We start from the raw sequence: 18677 nt of genomic DNA on the forward strand, positions 1-18677 counted from the left end.
CTTCCGGCGGACAACTGACCGGCGGACGGAGTTCCGGCGTAAATAACAAGCGCTATGTTTCCGGCGTTTGGGTCATTTTCTGGCCGGCGTTTTAGATTTTTTACCGTCCGGCGTTGACAAGTACGGATGAGTTACTTTCAAAGTATCTATGCCGATGAGAATCTGCCTCATCGGTGTAAAACAGTCTATATCTATCTAAAAGATCGGTCCGACGCCTCTGGTTCCTGCTGGCCGGGAGTGAAAACCATTGCCTCAGATTTGGGACTGTCCTGCTCCACTGTCAAGCGGGCCCTGAAGGAGTTAGAACGTACCGGCTGGATACAAACACAGTCCAGATATCGGGAAAATGGCAGCAGTACGTCCAATTTGTATACCATCCTACGGTAGTAGCATAGCTCATGGGACGGAAAAACAGAAATAGGCGCACACTCCCGCCAAGGGAAGTGTGCGCCTGTTTGCTGGATCGAGGGGCGGTTCATGATGGATGCCCCAGAAGAGATCACTCTATCGGAGTATTTAAAGCGGAGAGTATTTTTAATGAGAGGTCTACCAGGGAACGGTAATGGTGCTTGGCTCATGACTTTAACAAATATATTGTAGAGGGAAATCACTATCATGATAACACATAGAGATGATCCTTCTCTTGGGCAGTAACAGCGCAATAAATTTCTTTGATTTATTTTAAACTATACTGTGATTTCAGAAATATTACGGTATAATAAATAAAATAAACTCAGAGTGATACAACATGAAAGTGAAGCAAAAGTGATGAATTTTTCTTATGGACGGCGAAGTAATTCCAATTGGAGCAGATATGCAAAGTCATTAACTGAAAAGAAGTGAAAATAACCCAGGAAATAGTTCACATTTATAACAGCATGGAAGGGAGTAACACTTCAAAGAGTAGCTCGTAGGGGTGGTTATAGCCTTCCCAGAAGAAGAGGGCTGATGAAATACGAGCCGTACAACATTGGCCGTCCCAATAGGCAGTGTACCGTGCAGAACTGGCTTTTGTTGGAGGACTGCTGAAATAAGCAACAATAACTAGGTTGTACGACGGGGGTGATGAGTAACAAGGTGCGTATAATCCCTTGTTTATATTGATTATCTGCGTAGAGGCAAAAGGGGGATATTCAACTGCAACGGGATTCTCAGTAAATCAGGTGATATCGACTGCGTTAATCTTCCCATTATAGTTTGATACAAATGTTTAGGGAGGTGCCAGTATGGCATTTTTAAATGAAAATGAGTGGATACTCCTCAATGAAATTGCGTATAATATTTCTTTTATCTATACAGTAGAGGAGATGCAGCAGGAAATGCTGAATCGATGGCTGCCCTTTCTTATTCCTTATGATGCAGCTATTTTTGCCCGGATCTCCACCACCGAAGACGGGGCCTATCAGTTTCAGACGCCCGCAGCGTTTCAACTGTCTCAGCAGGCGGTGAATGCCTGGGTACAGGAGAGTTTAAACTCAGATGCCTTTCGCTGGGTCCTGTATACCTGCAAAGGCGGGGCTTTTCGGGAATCCATGTCCGTTCCGGAGGAGCAGATAAAAAATCAAGGAATTTACCAGAACTTTTATTTGCCAAACCACCTGACCCACTCGGTGGGACTCTCGATCTGTTTCCGGGAGGAGCCGGTGGGCCTATTGCGGCTGTATCGTGAGGCAGACAAGCCTCCATTCAGTGAACGGGATATGTTTGTACTGGAGCAGCTGCACAAGCACTTTGCATACCGTCTGGTATATGAGGCTAAAAAGGGCGACACCCGTTATTTCTTTGCAAAAGGGTACCATGAGAAGCTGTGCCGTCAATACGGTCTGACCAGTCGGGAGGGAGAGATGTTGGATCTGGCGGTACATGGACTGTCCAATGAAGACATTGCCCAAAAAATGAATATCAGCATCCATACGGTAAAAAAACATTTCCACAGTATTTACACCAAGATGAACGTACGGAATCGGGTGCAAATGCTCCAAAGCCTCCCAATGTCCACAAACAAGATTGATTTTGATGCACTATAAATAAATGGAAGCAAAAAAGCTTGCTTGAAATTGTTTGAATTGCAGTATCCTTTAGTGGTATAAAAAGAAACATCGGTCCCATACAGAGAAACATAAGATCTCCTTGGATAATACATGGATTAAATAAGATGGAGCCGGCGCTGAATTTCAACGCCGGCTCCATTTTGCTATATTTAGGATACAAAAGTTAGGGGATGTATATGAAACGAAGGGATATCTATTGGGTGGCTGCCTATGGACTGCTGGCCGCGGCCACCGTGCTCCTTTGTGTTACAGGGGGCTTTGCTTGGTTTAATGCAATGTATCCTTATCTGGCCGGATTTATTCAATTTTCCGTCTATGCTACGGCGGGAGAGCTGCTCTCGGGGCGGATGCTGGAGGGACACTGGCAGATCAACCGGGCCACATGGTTCAAAAGTGTAAGCTGGGGAGTAGGAGGCCTTTTTGTTACCCTGGCCTTCAGCGTGTTCAGCCAGGGTACGCAGCAAGCCATGGCGGCTGGGCTGCTTCCCGGATATGGAAATGCTTTGGCGCTAGCCTTTTTTACCAGCTGTACCAACAATCTGTTTTTTGCCCCCATCCACTCCGCCCTGATGCGGGTGTGTGGAAATTATGGCGAGATCCGCTTTCTGGAGGGACGCCATATTACGCCGCGCCAGGCAGTGGACTCGGTGGACTGGGGCGAGCTGGTGGATTTTACCCTGTTTAAAACCATTCCACTGTTTTGGATTCCCATCAATACCGTTGGTTTTCTTCTTCCCCAAGAGTATCGCATTGTATTTGCCGCAGTCCTTTCCCTGGTGTTTGGTATATTGATGACCATTCTAAAACTCAGAGAACGGAAAAATCAGAGCAGAAAGGAGTCACTTGTATGATTCAGATTTCAGACAACACCCAGCAGATCCAGCCCTCCAAGATCCGGAGAATGTTTAATAAGGCGCTGGAATATGACCGTGTGCTCAGCTTCACGCTGGGAGAACCGGATTTTACCGCCTCGGCAAATGTGGTGGAGGCCGGGTGCCGGGCCATCCGAGAAGGCAAGACCAAATATTCCGAAAATGCGGGCCTGCTGGCTCTGCGCCAGGCTATCGCCCGTTATCTTGCGCGTACAGAAGGGTTGTCCTACGATCCGGCGAGCCAGATCGTAGTAACGCCCGGAGCTATGGGAGCATTGTTTTTAGCCCTGAAGGTGCTGCTGAACCCAGGAGATGAGGTCATCGTCAATGAGCCCTGCTGGACCAATTACATTCAGCAGATCCGGATGTGCAGCGGCGTGCCGGTATCCGTGAAAACTGATGCACAGCGGGGGTTTGATTTGGATGTATCCGCTGTTGCCGAGGCCATCACCAGCAAGACAAAGGCGATCATTTTAAACAGCCCCTGCAATCCCACGGGAGCCGTAGCCAGTGCTGAGACACTGTCCCAGCTGGCAAAACTGGCTCAGGAGCGGGACCTGGTGGTGCTAGCAGACGAGGTATATAAGCATATCCTCTTTGACGGGAGGACATACACTGGATTTGCCACCCTGCCCGGAATGAAGGAGCGCACGTTGGTCATTGACAGCCTTTCCAAAACGTATGCTATGACCGGCTGGCGTATTGGCTACGCCGCTGGACCGGAGGAACTGATCCGAAATATGATCAAGCTGCAGGAAAATGTCAGTGCCTGTGCGGCTACTCCATGCCAGGTTGCTGCCATTGAAGCGTTGGAGGGATCTCAAGATCACCTGAAGTATATGGTGGAGCAGTACCGTCTGCGCAGAGACTATGTGATACAGCGAATCGCTGAAATTCCAGGGCTGTCCTGTCATACTCCTGCCGGAACCTTCTATGTGTTTATCAACATCAGTCGCCTGGGCATGCCCTGCGAGGAATTTGCTATGAAGCTGCTGGAAGAAAAGCAGGTGGTTGTGGTACCGGGCACCGCGTTTGGAGACTTTGGTGAGGGGTACATTCGCCTGTCCTATGCCACATCCATGGAATGCCTGGAACAGGGTCTGGAGGCGTTGGAGGAGTTTGTCCGCGCCCACGCAGCCCAGGGGGACCGGGCATGAGTGATATCAACGGCCCCCGCTTATCCGGCCATCTCACCCGGCTGGGACAGATCGGCTTTGTGCCAGGGGAAGGAACCACACGACTGCCCTATACGCCTGCCTATGACGAAGGACGGGCCTATGTGCAGTGGTGTATGGAGCAGGCGGGACTTCAGACGTCCATCGATCCCGTAGGCAATCTGATTGGTACGCTGCCCGGCAAAGGGAAGACTATCTGCATGGGGTCCCACATCGACACAGTGCCCGGGGGTGGGATCTATGACGGAGCCTACGGCGTATTGGCCGGTATCGAATGTGTGCAGCGCCTTCGGGAGCTGGGGTATCAAAACCGGCATCCCATTCAGGTGGTTGCCTTTACCGAGGAGGAGGGTAATGTCATCGGCGGGACCTTTGGCAGCAAGGCCTTCACCGGAGGAGCAATTGACGGTGCCATGCGGCCCAATCTGGCACTTCACGCCCTTACGATGGAGCAGGTGGGTGCCTGCCGCCAGGATTTAGCCCAATATCAGTGCTATTTGGAGCTGCACATTGAGCAAGGGGGACTTCTGGAGGCGGAGGGGGCGCAAATCGGCCTGGCAGGCGGCATTGTAGGTATCGTGCGCTACCGCATGACGGTTTCCGGCTGCGCCAACCATGCAGGCAGTACACCCATGCATCTGCGGGATGATGCCCTGGTAAGCGCCTGCCGGATCATTACCAAGCTTATGGATCGGGCCAGAGCCGCTTCGCCGGATATGGTCTGTACCGTGGGCACGCTCCAGGTGTTTCCGGGAGCGGTCAATGTGATTCCTGGCAAGGTGGAGTTTATTGTGGAGCTGCGCAACCCGACCATGGAGCCCATGGATCAGGTGATCGCTTCCGTGCTGGAAGAGCATGTGGAGCTGACAGGGGAAGCGTATATCCGTCAGGAGCCTACCCAGTGCAGCCCGAAGCTGATGGAGCTGAGTGAGAGGCTCTGCCGTGGCCGCGGCATCCACTTTCGCAACATGTTCAGCGGCGCTGGTCATGATCTGATGAATTGGGGACAAACCGTTCCCTCTATGCTCCTGTTCATTCCTAGCAAAGACGGAATCAGCCACTCTATTCGTGAGTACAGTGCGCCTGAGGATCTGTACCGGGGTGCCCAGCTGCTGATGGAAATGGTTCAAGCCTTGGATCAAGAGGAGGGAGATCTGTGAAAATTAAGATCATTAACCCCAATACGACACAATCCATGACCGACAGTGTAGAGAATCTGGCTCGCCGGGTAGCCCGCAGCGATACCCAGGTTTGGGCCGTCAGCCCGGCGTCCGGACCGGACAGTATCGAGTGCTATGTGGATGAGCATTTGGCTGTTCCCGGGGTCCTGAAAGAGGTGATCCGGGGAGACCGGGAGGAAGGAGCTGACGCTTTTATCATTGCCTGCTTCGGGGACCCCGGGCTCCAGGCTGCACGGGAGGTCACCTCTAAGCCGGTGCTGGGGATCTGTGAGTCGGCCATCACAGCGGCAAAATTCATTGCCCCCTATTTCTCTATCGTATCGGTGCTGGATCGCTCCCGCAAGGTGACGGAGGATGTGGTGACCAACTACGGAGCGGAAAAATACTGCCGCTCCATCCGCTCCACCGGCCTGAGCGTGCTGGAATTTGGCCGGAACCCGCAGAAGGGGTTGGAGGCTCTGGCACACCAGGGAGAGCTGGCGGTGCGGCAGGACGGCGCGGAGTGTATCCTGCTGGGATGTGCCGGTTTTGTGGACTTTGTCCAGGACTTGTCTGCCCGGTTGGGCGTTCCCGTGCTGGACGGAGTGATGCCCGCAGTCAAATTTGCAGAGGCCATGGTGGACATGGGGCTGCACACCAGCAAGGTATCTACCTGGGGATTTCCGGAGCCTAAGAAGATCGTGGGGTTCCCCATGTTTACGCAAGAAGATTTGATGTTTTAGGAGATGACTGTATGCGTACCTTGATCAAAGGAGGCACCATTGTAACCGCGGAACAGGAGTTTGTGGGTGATATCCTGGTGGAGGATGAGATCATCCGTGCCATGGGGGCCCATTTGGACGAGAAGGCAGATCGTGTGATAGATGCCCAGGGTAAATATGTGTTCCCGGGCGGCGTAGACCAGCACACCCACTTTTCCGCCCTGTGCAATGTGGGAGATCGGGACACCGCAGGGTATGAGACCACCGACTCCGCCATTGTAGGTGGAACGACCACCATCGTGGATTTTGCGCCTCAGGATCCGGACCGGGGCCTGCTGGATTCCATTGATTACCGGATCAACACGCGGGCAAAGGATAAAGCCTGCGTAGACTTTGCCCTTCATGCCATGGTAACGTATATTATGGACAGCATCTTTGACGAGATCGAGGACTTTCCCAGGCGGGGAATCTCTAGCATCAAGATCTTTATGGCGTATAATGGCTCTCCGCTTCATGTGGACGATGGCACGTTTTTCCGTATTCTGGAGAAGAGCCGCCAGGTGGGAGCTACTGTATTTGTCCATGCGGAAAATGGGGAGATCCTGAATTTCCTTCGCAGTGAGTGCGTCAAGAAGAGGCAGCTGACCCCACACTACCACTATATCTCCCGCCCGCCCTTTACCGAGGCGGAGGCGGTGCGCCGGGCCATCTACCTGGCCGGTCAGACGGACACTCCCCTGTACATCGCCCACATGACCTGCCGGGAGGCCATTGCAGAGCTCCAGAAAGCAAAAGGAACCGGCCAGCGGGTCTCCGGCGAGACCTGCACCCATTATCTGACCACCACCAAGGAGGTCCTGGATAACCCCGACTTCAACGAAGCGGCCAAGTTTGTCTGCTCCCCTGCCCTGCGGGATCAGGAGGACTGTGAGGCCTTGTGGCAGGCTCTGGCCGGCGGACTGCTGACGGCGGTCTCCTCTGACCACTGCGGCATCGACGTAGCAGAGCTCAAACAGGCGGGGCGGGACGATTTCACGCAGATCCCCAACGGCTCCCCCGGCGCCGGTGATCGCCTGCACGTGGTATGGACCGAAGGCGTATGTACCGGCAAGCTGAGCCGTCAGAAATTTGTAGACGTCATCGCTACTCAGCCAGCCAAGATCAACGGCATTTACCCCCGAAAGGGTACGTTGGCGGTAGGTTCCGACGCAGACATTGTGATCTTTAATCCCAGCTATGAGGGCGTGATCCGCCTGGCGGACAACCCCAACGGCGTGGACTACAACCTTTATGAGGGCCGCCGCCAGTCCGGCCGGGTGGAGACCGTTCTGCTACGGGGACAGGTGGTAGTGGAAAACGCCAAGTTTGTGGGCCGCTATGGCCAGGGACAGTTTATTCCCGCCAGCATGTATGCCTCCGGTTACGAAAACCGGAACTGATCTAGTGTACCCGCAGCAGGCTGCCTCGCCTAAGCAGCGTGCATTGGAGAGCGGTGAGAAGACTCAAAAAAAGAAGTGAGGAGGTGTAGACCCCGGGCTTTGGCGGGACTGTATCTGCGGAAGCAGTGATTCCATGAAAGAAAAACCAAGAGTATTATATGACAGGAGGCTTCTTGTATGGATACCACATATGGTGTGTTGTGTCTTATCCCCCCCATCGTAGCCATCGGATTGGCCCTGTGGACCAAGCAGACGATTTTCTCTTTGTTTATCGCAGTTTGGCTAGGCTCCACCATGATGAACGGATTTAATCCTCTGGTTGGCTTTGTTAAAATTATCTCGGACTATGTGATCCCTTCTCTCAGCGGAAACGCGTCTTTGATCGTTCTGGTCACCCTCTCCGGCGGCATGATCGCCATGCTGCGCACCACTGGCGCCGCGGAGGCATTTGCCACCAAGGTGACAAAAGTTATCAATACCGCCAAAAAGGGCCAGGTAGTCACCTGCCTGAGCGCCTTCATTTTCAGCTACACGGAGCCCTGCCTTATGCTGGGTACCATTATGCGGCCTGTTACCGATATGGTGCGTATCTCCCGAGCAAAGCTGGCTTATATCCTGGACTCCATGGGTTGCAACCTGGCCGCTCTTTCTCCTATCAGCAGCTACGGCCCCTTCATCACCGGCCTGATTGCCGCAGAACTGCTGGCTGCTGGCATTGAGGGCAGCGAGTGGGGCATCTGGCTGAATATGCTCCCCTTTAACCTGTACGGCGTGTTTGCCATGATCACCGTTTTGATCGTCGCCGCCTTCGGTTTGAACTTCGGGCCGATGTACAAGGAAGAAAAGCGGGCTCGGGAGACCGGCAAGCTGCTGGGCGACGGGATCCAGCCCCTGGTACCTGAGGTGAAAAATGAGCTGCCCCAGGGCTATAAGCTCACCATGTGGAACTTTATCATCCCCATCCTTTTCCTGTTTGGTTCCCTCTTTGCCACCATTTTCTGGTCCGGCGATCTAGTCAACAATGGGCTGGTGGAGTGCTTCCGCAACGCGAACATTACGCTGGCCATCTGCATCGCCTTTATGGGCGGCGCGGTGGGCGCCGGTATTATGGGTGTGAGCACCAAGCTGTTCAGCGTGACCAAGGCCTTTGACACCTTTGTCAACGGCATGGCCGAGCTCATTTCAGTCCCCTTCATCCTGGTGTGTGCCTGGTCTCTGGGGTCCATCGTCAAAGGCATGGGCACCAGCGAGTTCCTGATCCACATTGTAGAGAACTACCTGACTCCCGGCCTGGTTCCTGCCCTTGTGTTCCTGTTTGGCGCGCTCATTTCCTTTGCAACCGGCTCCTCCTGGGGTGTGTGGTCCATTATGATGCCCATCGCCTTCCCCATGGCCGTTGCCTTTGATATTTCCATTCCGTTTGTGGTTGGCGCGGTCATCGGCGGCGGTCTGTTCGGCGACCAGTGCTCCCCCATCTCCGATACCACCGTCCTCTCCTCCACCGGCGCCTCCTGCAACCACGTGGTCCACGTCATGACCCAGCTGCCCTACGGAATCACAGTTGGTATTTCGGCGTTCCTGGGATTCCTTTTCGGCGGCCTGACGGGACAATATATCTTGAGCATTGTGGTTACCGCTGTTATTCTGGTAGTGGTTCTGTTTGCGCTGACCCAGCTTACCAAGCTACGTTACCCGGAGAAAGTGCACTAACTGCTTCACCATTGGAACAGGAGGCTTTTTATGAAAAAGATTGATACCATTGTGGTGGCGCCCCATTTCTACACCATGGAAGGGGCTGGCGTGGGTTATCACGGTGACGCCGCCATGGCCGTGGATGGAGGCAAGATTCTGGAGGTGGGCGACCAGTCCAGAATTTTAGCGGAATATACCGCTGAGGAAACCATTACCCTGGATCATCACATGGTGCTGCCCGGCTTTATTGACGGCCACATGCACACGGCATGCAACATCATGCGGGGCCTGGCCCAGGACACCAATAGTTGGATGATGTTCGGTCTTCAGCCTTTTGATAACGTGGTCAACGATGAGGAGCGAGATGCGGGCAGCCGGGTGGCCATTCTGGAGGCCATCCGGGCGGGCACCACTACGCTGGGCGACTATGAATCTAAGATGGAAAACGTGTGTGCGTTCATCGACAAGGTGGGGGCACGAGGCAACATTGCCCAGACCATCCGGGCGGCCAAACGGCGGGTCTATCAACCCGGCGAGCTCTATGAGTTTGATGACGCCATGGGCGAAGAGAGCCTGAATCGCAACATCGCCCTGTATGACCAGTGGAACAACAAGGCGGGCGGCCGGATCAAGATCCTGTTTGGCCCCCAAGGCGCTGACTTTGTCAGCCCGGAGATGCTGCTGCGCATCCAAAAGGCGGTCAAGGAGCGGGGTACAAAAATCCATATGCATGTACAGCAGGGCGATCGGGAGACCTATCAGATCGTCCAGCGCTATGGCAAGCGGCCCACCGCCTTTTTGGATGAACTGGGCTATCTGGATGAATCTCTCATCGCAGTCCACCTCACGGACTGCACAGACGAGGAAGCCGCTCTCATTGCCAAACGCGGGGCCTCCATGATCGTCAATCCCGGTTCCATCGGGATCATTGACGGCATTGTCTGCCCCAGCGTGGCTTTCCAGCAGGCGGGCGGCGTGGTGGCACTGGGCTCTGACCAGGCACCGGGCAACAACTGCCACAGCATCATCAACGAGATGAAAAACGTGTGCCTGTTCAACAAGATCAAGTATCAAAATCCAGAGGTCATGCCCGCCTGGAAAGCCCTGCGTATGGCCACCATTGAGGGGGCTAAAGCTGTTGGCTTGAGCGATACCGTGGGTTCTTTAGAGTCGGGGAAGCAGGCTGATTTCATTGCCATTGATCTCAACTGTCCTTCCATGCTGCCGGTATATACCTATCCTATGCGCAATATGGTACCAAACCTGGTTTACAGTGCCCGGGGTCCTGAGGTTTCTCTGGTTGCGGTGGACGGCAAGGTCATTATGCGGGACGGTACATTTACCTATGTAAATGAAAAAGAGTATCTGGCCGCCATCCCCCAGTACCCAGACGCCATCGGCAAGCGGGCCGCAGAAGAGTTCTTTGCCATCAATGGTACCAACGCCCACTTTATGCGGGAAGATAAACTGTAAGTATTTTCATAAGATCATTCCTTTCTTTCTCTCCTGTCGGGGGCCCGGGGCAGATGTCCCCGGGCCCCTTGACACAGCAGGTTTTTATTCCGCACAGTACAGTTCCCACTTTCTCGGCTTTCCTTTGCGGAGCACGGGTCCCAGAGGTGACAACACCATGTATGAACCTTCTACGCAGCTCAACCAAAGCGCCGTTCCCATTGTTACATTGCTCCGTCTGTCCTGGCCAGCGATTTTGGAGCAGCTTCTGCTTACTGCCGCCAATTATGTGGATACTGCCATGGTGGGCTCTTTGGGAGCTGATGCCACCGCATCGGTAGCCATCAACTCCTCGGTGTGCTTTCTTTTAATGGGACTGTTTGCTGCTGCAGGAGTTGGTTATTCCGTGCAGGTCGCCCACGCGCTGGGGGGGCAGGATTTGTTCCGTGCCAGAACTGCGGTGCATCAAGCAGCCAGCGGGGCTCTGCTGATGGGGACGGGGGCAGCTGTTTGCATGCTCCCTTTGTCTTGGTTTATTCCTCAGTGGCTGGGAGGTGAACCAACGATTTTGTCGAATGCCAGAGCCTACCTCTGGTTTTATGCCATGGGCCTGCCGCTGCAAGCTCTGCTGGCTGTGCTGTCTGCCGTGCTCCGATGTTCGGGGGATACCAGAACGCCTCTGCTGTTTAATGCTGGGACCAACCTTCTTAATGTCTGCTTGAATTATTTGCTAATATTTCCATCAAGGCAGGTCGTCATTCTGGGTTGCTCCTTGTCCATCTGGGGAGCTGGGCTTGGCGTGACCGGGGCAGCCATAGGGACTGCCTTGTCGGGAGGGCTCATGGGAATTTCTATGGCGCTGTTTATGGCGCTGCGGAAAGGACCGTTGCAGATGACAGCGGTTGTGTTGTTTCGTCCCCAAAAGTCTGTGGTACGGCAGGCACTGGCACTGGGGATTCCTGTGTTTTTGGAGCGGGCCTGCTTCAGCTGCGGACAGCTGATTGTAACCCACATGGTTGCCGGTTTGGGGAATATTGCTCTGGCAGCCAACCACGTTGCGGTAACGGCAGAGGCGATCAGCTACTTGCCAGCGCAGGGGGTCTCCTTTGCGGCCACCGCGGCAGTGGGGCAGGCGGTTGGCGGCAATCAACCGGTGTTGGCCCGAAGATATGGAGTGCTCTCCGGACGAATTGGGCTGTGCTCCGGACTCCTGGCCGGGATATTCCTGTTTTTCTGCGCAGAGCCCTTGGCCGGACTCTTCTCCTCTGATCCAGAGGTGATTGCTCTGGCTGCCGATATGCTGCGCATTGTTGCCGTTTCGGAACCCCTGTACGGCCTTTCTATTGTTCTGGGCGGTGTGCTTCGAGGGGCTGGGGACAGCCGCACGCCATTTCTGATCGTGCTGGTGGGGGTGTGGGCAGTACGGCTGCCGCTTGGTCCCATACTCCTTGTTCGGTGCGGTTTGGACCTTGCCGCCATCTGGATTGCCATGGTTGCGGATCTTATGCTGCGAGGTGTCCTGTGCCAGTTTTTTGTCTGCAAAATCAACTGGCCTCGACGTGCGGCCCTGGTATCAGGAAAACCGACCACCAAAAGTTGATCGCTTTACCTGTATATTGTAATTTGTGATAGATTTCATGTTTAGAAACATCAAAAAGGAGACGTTAAATATGGTGCAGATCTCAGAACAAATATTTAAAATTGGCATCATCCCCGTCATCGCCATTGACGACGCGGAGAAGGCCGTGCCCCTGGCCAAGGCTCTGGTAAAGGGCGGCCTGCCTGCCGCCGAGGTCACCTTCCGCACCGCCGCCGCGGAGGAAGCCATCCGCCGCATCGTTGCCGAAGTGCCCGACATGCTGGTGGGCGCCGGCACCGTGCTCACCAAGGAGCAGGCCGACCGTGCCATTGCCGCCGGCTCCCAGTTTATCGTCAGCCCCGGCTTCAACCCTGAGATCACCCGCTACGTTCTGGACAAGGGCGTGGCCATGATGCCCGGCACCGCCACTCCCGGCGAGATGGAGCAGGCCATGAGCATGGGTCTGGACGTGGTAAAATTCTTTCCCGCCGAGCAGAATGGCGGCGTGGCCAAGCTGAAGGCTCTGGCCGGCCCCTATACCAACCTGCGCTGGATGCCCACCGGCGGCGTGAACACCAAGAACCTGATGGACTACCTGGGCTTTGACCGCATTCTTGCCTGCGGCGGCACCTGGATGGTAAAGAAGGATCTCATCGAGGGCGAGCAGTGGGACGAGATCACCCGCATCTGCAAGGAGGCCGTCAAGACCATGCTGGGCTTCTCCCTAGCCCACGTGGGCATCAACTGCGCCGACGAGGCTCAGGCCGAGCAGACCGCCAAGACTCTGTGTGCCCTGTTTGACCTGGAGTACAAGCCCGGTAACTCCTCCATCTTTGCCGGCTCCGCCGTGGAGTGCAACAAGGCTCCCGGCCGCGGCGCCAACGGCCACATTGCCATCGGCACCAACAACGTGGACCGTGCCGTCTACCACCTGGGTCTGCGGGGCGTGACCTTCGATGAGTCCAGCCGCAAGACCGATGCCAAGGGCAACACCAAGGCCATCTACCTCAAGGATGAGCTGGCCGGCTTTGCCGTCCATCTGGTGAAGAAATAATCGGGCAAAACCATTCTATTTGAGTTTGTGATAAGGAGTAGAGCACAATGAAAGTTGTTACCTTCGGCGAGCTGATGATCCGGCTCCAGCCCTATAACTACGAGCGTTTTGTCCAGGCTGATCACCTGGAGTTCACCTTCGGCGGCGGCGAGGCCAATGTGGCTGTTTCCCTGGCCAACTACGGCCTGGATGCCGCCTATGTCACCAAGCTGCCCGCCCACGCCATCGGCCAGGCTGCCGTCAACTCTCTGCGCCGCTACGGCGTGGACACCTCCATGATCGTCCGGGGCGGCGACCGTGTGGGCATTTACTTCAACGAGAAGGGCGCCTCCCAGCGTGGCAGCGTGTGCATCTACGACCGCGCCCACTCCGCCATCCAGGAGTCCCAGCCCAGCGACTTTGACTGGGACAAGATCTTCGAGGGCGTGGACTGGTTCCACTTCACCGGCATCACCCCCGCTCTGGGCCCCAACCTGGTGGAGACCTGCAAGCAGGCCTGTAAGGCTGCCAAGGCCCACGGCGTGAAGATCTCCTGCGACCTCAACTACCGCGGCAAGCTGTGGACCCGTCAGCAGGCCCGGGAGGCCATGACCGAGCTGTGCCAGTACGTGGACGTGTGCATCTCCAACGAGGAGGACGCCAAGGACGTGTTTGGCATCGAGGCCGAGTCCACCGACATCTACGCCGGTGAGATCAACCACGAGGGCTATAAGTCTGTGGCCAAGCAGCTGGCCGACAAGTTCGGCTTTGAAAAGGTGGCCATCACCCTGCGTGAGTCCCACTCCGCTTCCGACAACGGCTGGAGCGCCATGCTGTACGATGTGGCCTCCGACGAGTACTGCTTCTCCAAGAAGTATGAGCTGCGTATCATCGACCGCGTGGGCGGCGGCGACAGCTTCGGCGGCGGCCTCATTTACGCGCTTCTCAATGGCAAGTCCACCCAGGAGGCCGTGGAGTTTGCCGTGGCCGCTTCCGCGCTGAAGCACACCATCGAGGGCGACTACAACATGGTCACCGTCTCCGAGGTGGAGAAGCTGGCCGGCGGCGACGGTTCCGGCCGTATCCAACGCTGAGTTGATTTTGGAATTTCTCCTTCATTCTTATAAGGTTGTATGGATCTTTTTCACTAAAAACTACAAACTACGCATTATGAAAGAATACGGCGAATGAACTCCAATACCAAGTAATATTGCCTAGGCTCCTGCAGGTAGGTTATAGGTGGCTTCAGAGTAAAGCAGTGTCGAGGAAAAGCCTGAACTATAAAAATGCTGAGAAATTGTATGGGTATCATGTAGAACTGCCAGCATTGAAGAAACTCGTGACGGAACATACCCGAATGATCTGTATCAAAGTCTGCAATACCTCATGGGACACGCTGATGCTTATACCACGCTTAATACATACACCCATTCCAGTTATGTAGCCGCCGAAAAAGCACACGCTAAGATTGCCGCAAGTCGTTGAAATGAAAGAATTCTTCACCATTTTGGCTGACACCAAAACTGACACCATTTGCACGAAAAGTTATAAAGATTTATGTAGATTAACAAGTTTGCTCTAAAAAGCGAGAAGAAAAATAACACTCAAAAAGTTCGAAAAATCAATATTTTAAAGAGAAAACTGCACATTTTAAGGCGATTTTATATATGATAAAGATTCTGTTTGTATGTCACGGCAATATTTGCAGAAGTCCAATGGCTCGCTTTATCATGGAAGATTTGGTGAAGAAAGCGGGATTGGAGGAGCGAATCAAGGTAGACTCTGCCGCCACCAGCACAGAGGAGATCGGAAACCCAGTTTATCCTCCGGCACGGCGAAAGCTGGCCGAGTATGGGATCGGATGCCAAGGGCATGCGGCCAAGCAGATGAAAAAGGCCGACTATTCTGACTATGATCTGCTGATTGGTATGGATCAGGCCAATCTGCGCAATATGACCCGAATCTGTGGGGGGGACCCGGAGGGAAAGATCCATCTGCTGATGGATTATACGGATCGTCCCGGCCAGGTGGCCGACCCTTGGTACACCGGAGATTTTGAGACTACGTACCAGGATGTGCTGGAGGGGTGTCAGGGCTTGCTGGAGGAATTAAAAAAAGGACGTTAAAAAACAGAGGACCGACCCTATGGGGTCGGTCCTCTGTTTTAAGAATCAAGAATCCAGCTGCTGAGTCAAAAAGTCCCGTACCTCCAGCAAACTGGCGCAGCGGCGAAAGAGCAGTGCATCCAGTTCCGGAGTAGGGGGGATCATATCAGGAACCATAATAACCTTCATTCCCGCCTGAGAGGCAGAGAGAATCCCGTTGCGGGAGTCCTCCACAGCAATTGTCTGGGCGGGATCCGTGCCCAGTGCCCGGCAGGCCAGCTGGTAGATCTCCGGGTCGGGCTTGCTGTGGACCACCTGATCGCCGGTAATGATGGCGAAGAAGTAGGAACCGAGGCCGGTTAGCTCCATGCGGCGCAAAGTACGTTCCCGGCCGGTGGAGGTGGCCAAAGCGATGGGGATATTCCGGGCCTTCAGAAAGTCCAAAATTTCCCGTACTCCTGGCTTCATGGGAACGCCTTCCCGCTCCATTCTGGCCTGAGAATAGGCAGAGCAGGTCTTCATAAACTCCTCTTTTGGGAACTCTGGGCCAAAGAGGTCCAGCATTTTCTGATGAATATCCGTGCGGTTTTGTCCCACAAATTCCAGATAATACTCGCCGATCTGGGGCCAGCCAAGTTCCTTTCCTACGGCCAACCAGGTCTGGTTGGTCAGTCGTTCCGTATCAAAGAGAACGCCGTCCACGTCGAAGACAACGCCCTGGAGAGCAAGCTGACTCATACCTTACCGATGTCCTTGCGCATGTGCATATCCTGGAAGGAGATGGGGGCACAGGCGGCATAGGCGTTGGAGATGGCCTCGTCCAGGTCAGCGCCCAGGGCAGTCACACCCAGCACACGGCCGCCAGCGGTGACGATGGTGCCGTCCTCCTGACGCTTGGTGCCGGCGTGGAACACGGTGGCGGACTTACCCGCCTCCTCCAGACCGGAGATGGGGTAGCCGCTCTGGTACTTCACCGGGTAGCCGCCGGAAGCCAGCACGATGCAGCAGGCAGCGCCGTCCTTCCACTTGACCTCTACCTGGTCCAGGGTACCGTTCACGCAGGCCTCAAAGATGTCCATGAGGTCGCTGTCCAGCATGGACAGCAGGGGCTGGGTCTCAGGGTCGCCGAAGCGGGCGTTGTACTCTACCACCTTGGGACCGTCCTTGGTGAGCATCAGGCCGAAGTAGATGACGCCCTTGAAGGGACGGCCTTCCGCCTTCAGAGCGGCCACGGTGGGCAGGAAGATATTCTCCATGCACTCCTTGGCAATCTCGGCGGTGTACTTGGGGGAGGGGCAGAAGGCGCCCATGCCGCCAGTGTTGGGGCCAAGGTTGCCGTCATAGGCGCGCTTGTGGTCCTGGGAGGACAGCATGGGGACCAGGTGCTCGCCGTCGCAGAAGGCCAGCACGGTGACCTCGGGGCCAACCATGCACTCCTCAATGACCACGGTGGAGCCGCTCTGGCCAAACTTGTGGTCTTCCATCATCTCCCGGACAGCGGTTTTGGCCTCGTCCACAGTGGAGGCCACGACCACGCCCTTGCCCAGAGCCAGGCCGTCGGCCTTGACTACAATGGGGGCGCCCTGCTCGTCGATGTAGGCCAGAGCCTTGTCCATCTCAGTGAAGGTCTCATACTTGGCGGTGGGGATGTGGTACTTCTTCATCAGCTCTTTGGAGAACGCCTTGCTGGCCTCAATAATGGCAGCGTTGGCACGAGGGCCGAAGGCGGGAATGCCGGCGGCCTCCAGGGCGTCCACCATACCAAGAGCCAGAGGATCATCGGGAGCCACCATGACAAAGTCCATGGCATTTTCCTTGGCCCAGGATACCATGGCGTCTACATCGGTGGCTTTGATGGGAACACAGGTGGCTACCTGGGCGATGCCGCCGTTTCCGGGGGCGCAGTAGAGCTCGGTTACCTTGGGGCTCTGAGCCAGTTTCCAGCAGATGGCGTGCTCACGGCCGCCGCCGCCGACTACCAATACTTTCATATCAAACACCTCATTTAGTAAGAGAAAAGGCCTAAAATTGTCGCCAATTCCCCTCGGAGAGCGGAGAGGGGCACGCGGGGGGAACTGGTTCCCGCCCGCGAGGGCCGGAGCGCGTCAGCGCATCTGCATGTTCCGCAGAACATGCCCGGCCCTTGAGGGGGGTATCCAACTTGGTTTCCTTGGGAACCAAGTTCGTATCTAGGGGGGACAACGTCCCCCCTAGAGGTATTTTTAATGATGGAACAGCCGGATGCCGGTAAAGGCCATCACCATGCCGTACTTGTCGGCGGTGTCGATGACCTGCTGGTCACGGATGGAGCCGCCGGGCTGGGCAATGTACTGCACGCCGGACTTGCGGGCGCGCTCCACGTTGTCGCCGAAGGGGAAGAAGGCGTCAGAGCCCACGGTCACACCGGACATCTGGGCAATCCAGGCCTGCTTCTCCTCGTCGGTGAGCACCTCAGGCTTCACCTTGAAGGTGTTCTGCCACACGCCGTCGGCGAGGATGTCGTCGTGCTCATCAGAGATGTAGATGTCAATAGCGTTATCCCGGTCGGGACGGCGGATGTTGTCCACAAACTGCAGGCCAAGGACCTTGGGATGCTGGCGCAGCCACCAGATGTCGGCCTTGTTGCCGGCCAGACGGGTGCAGTGGATGCGGCTCTGCTGGCCGGCGCCCACGCCGATGGTCATGCCGTTTTTCACGTAGCACACGGAGTTGGACTGGGTGTACTTCAGGGTGATGAGAGAGAGGAGCATATCGTGCTTGGCCTGCTGGGGCAGGTCCTTGTTGGCGGTGACGATATTCTGGAGCATCTCCTCGTTGATGTCCAGATCGTTGTAGCCCTGCTCAAAGGTGATGCCGAAGATGTTGCGGCGCTCCACAGGAGCGGGAGTGTAGTTGGGATCGATCTCCACCACGTTGTAGCCGCCCTTGCGCTTGGTCTTCAGGATCTCCAGAGCCTCCTCGGTGTAGCCGGGGGCGATGATGCCGTCGGATACCTCGGCGGCCAGGAAGCGGGCGGTATCGGCATCGCACACGTCGCTGAGAGCGGCCCAGTCACCAAAGGAGCACAGGCGGTCGGCACCCCGGGCGCGGATGTAGGCGCAGGCGACGGGGGAGAGCTCTCCCTCGGGGGCAAAGTAGATGTGACGCTCCACATCGGTGAGGGGCAGACCCAGGGCGGCACCGGCGGGGGAGACGTGCTTGAAGGAGGCGGCGGCGGGCAGGCCGGTGGCCTTCTTCAGGGCCTTGACCAGCTGCCAGGAGTTGAGGGCGTCCATGAAGTTGATGTAGCCGGGCTTGCCGTTGAGCACCTTCAGAGGCAGTTCGCCCTCCTCCATGAAGATGCGGGCGGGCTTCTGGTTGGGGTTACAGCCGTATTTCAGTTCCAGTTCGGTCATCG

16 protein-coding genes are annotated in these 18677 nt (G+C 55.5%); 13 read left to right on the forward strand and 3 right to left on the reverse strand.

Annotated elements, in window-relative coordinates:
* The first annotated feature begins 126 nt into the window (after window positions 1-126).
* The 13 genes from ACEVJL_RS15100 (at window position 127) to ACEVJL_RS15160 (ending at window position 15301) form a co-directional block, all read left to right on the forward strand.
* Window positions 127-387 carry a helix-turn-helix domain-containing protein gene (locus tag ACEVJL_RS15100; protein ID WP_235398628.1) on the forward strand — a complete coding sequence of 87 codons (261 nt, stop codon included), beginning with the start codon at window positions 127-129 and terminating at the stop codon, window positions 385-387.
* A gap of 839 nt (window positions 388-1226) precedes the next feature.
* Window positions 1227-2027, forward strand: a complete 801-nt coding sequence (locus tag ACEVJL_RS15105; RefSeq protein ID WP_302668097.1) for a helix-turn-helix domain-containing protein — start codon at window positions 1227-1229, stop codon at window positions 2025-2027.
* Window positions 2028-2227: 200 nt separating this feature from the next.
* Entirely contained in the window at window positions 2228-2902 is a 675-nt protein-coding gene (locus tag ACEVJL_RS15110) for a hypothetical protein (RefSeq protein ID WP_145985007.1), read from the forward strand.
* On the forward strand, window positions 2899-4080 hold the full coding sequence (locus ACEVJL_RS15115) for a pyridoxal phosphate-dependent aminotransferase (protein ID WP_374738308.1): 1182 nt from the start codon (window positions 2899-2901) through the stop codon (window positions 4078-4080). The genes ACEVJL_RS15110 and ACEVJL_RS15115 overlap by 4 nt, the downstream gene beginning before the upstream one ends.
* The gene (locus tag ACEVJL_RS15120) at window positions 4077-5258 is read left to right on the forward strand and encodes a Zn-dependent hydrolase (RefSeq protein ID WP_302668094.1); all 1182 of its coding nucleotides are present in this window, start codon (window positions 4077-4079) and stop codon (window positions 5256-5258) included. The genes ACEVJL_RS15115 and ACEVJL_RS15120 overlap by 4 nt, the downstream gene beginning before the upstream one ends.
* Window positions 5255-6001, forward strand: a complete 747-nt coding sequence (locus ACEVJL_RS15125) for an aspartate/glutamate racemase family protein (RefSeq protein ID WP_235398633.1) — start codon at window positions 5255-5257, stop codon at window positions 5999-6001. Before ACEVJL_RS15120 ends, ACEVJL_RS15125 begins: the two co-directional genes overlap by 4 nt.
* A gap of 11 nt (window positions 6002-6012) precedes the next feature.
* Window positions 6013-7419: a dihydropyrimidinase gene (hydA, locus tag ACEVJL_RS15130; RefSeq protein ID WP_374738309.1), complete on the forward strand. Its 1407-nt coding sequence runs from the start codon at window positions 6013-6015 to the stop codon at window positions 7417-7419.
* A gap of 177 nt (window positions 7420-7596) precedes the next feature.
* The gene (locus ACEVJL_RS15135; protein ID WP_302668093.1) at window positions 7597-9129 is read left to right on the forward strand and encodes a Na+/H+ antiporter NhaC family protein; all 1533 of its coding nucleotides are present in this window, start codon (window positions 7597-7599) and stop codon (window positions 9127-9129) included.
* Between the two features lie 30 nt (window positions 9130-9159).
* Entirely contained in the window at window positions 9160-10584 is a 1425-nt protein-coding gene (locus ACEVJL_RS15140) for an amidohydrolase family protein (RefSeq protein ID WP_374738310.1), read from the forward strand.
* A gap of 157 nt (window positions 10585-10741) precedes the next feature.
* Window positions 10742-12163, forward strand: a complete 1422-nt coding sequence (locus ACEVJL_RS15145) for an MATE family efflux transporter (protein WP_374738311.1) — start codon at window positions 10742-10744, stop codon at window positions 12161-12163.
* A gap of 70 nt (window positions 12164-12233) precedes the next feature.
* Window positions 12234-13196: a VOC family protein gene (locus ACEVJL_RS15150; RefSeq protein ID WP_235398638.1), complete on the forward strand. Its 963-nt coding sequence runs from the start codon at window positions 12234-12236 to the stop codon at window positions 13194-13196.
* A gap of 47 nt (window positions 13197-13243) precedes the next feature.
* Window positions 13244-14269 (forward strand): sugar kinase, encoded by a 1026-nt coding sequence (locus ACEVJL_RS15155; RefSeq protein WP_235398639.1) that lies wholly within the window; start codon window positions 13244-13246, stop codon window positions 14267-14269.
* Window positions 14270-14842: 573 nt separating this feature from the next.
* On the forward strand, window positions 14843-15301 hold the full coding sequence (locus ACEVJL_RS15160) for a low molecular weight protein-tyrosine-phosphatase (RefSeq protein WP_374738312.1): 459 nt from the start codon (window positions 14843-14845) through the stop codon (window positions 15299-15301).
* A 45-nt stretch (window positions 15302-15346) separates the two neighbouring features.
* On the opposite strand, the gene ACEVJL_RS15165 is transcribed toward ACEVJL_RS15160, so the two are convergent.
* The 3 genes from ACEVJL_RS15165 to ACEVJL_RS15175 all read right to left on the reverse strand — a co-directional run bounded on the left by ACEVJL_RS15165 (window position 15347) and on the right by ACEVJL_RS15175 (window position 18675).
* On the reverse strand, window positions 15347-16018 hold the full coding sequence (locus ACEVJL_RS15165) for an HAD family hydrolase (protein WP_374738313.1): 672 nt from the start codon (window positions 16016-16018) through the stop codon (window positions 15347-15349).
* The gene (gene purD, locus ACEVJL_RS15170; protein WP_374738314.1) at window positions 16015-17271 is read right to left on the reverse strand and encodes a phosphoribosylamine--glycine ligase; all 1257 of its coding nucleotides are present in this window, start codon (window positions 17269-17271) and stop codon (window positions 16015-16017) included. Before purD ends, ACEVJL_RS15165 begins: the two co-directional genes overlap by 4 nt.
* Before the next feature lie 231 nt (window positions 17272-17502).
* Window positions 17503-18675 (reverse strand): phosphoribosylaminoimidazolecarboxamide formyltransferase, encoded by a 1173-nt coding sequence (locus ACEVJL_RS15175; protein WP_302668088.1) that lies wholly within the window; start codon window positions 18673-18675, stop codon window positions 17503-17505.
* Window positions 18676-18677 lie beyond the last annotated feature (2 nt).

This window comes from Flintibacter porci (assembly GCF_041925195.1).
Classification (GTDB): Bacteria; Bacillota; Clostridia; order Oscillospirales; family Oscillospiraceae; genus Lawsonibacter; species Lawsonibacter porci.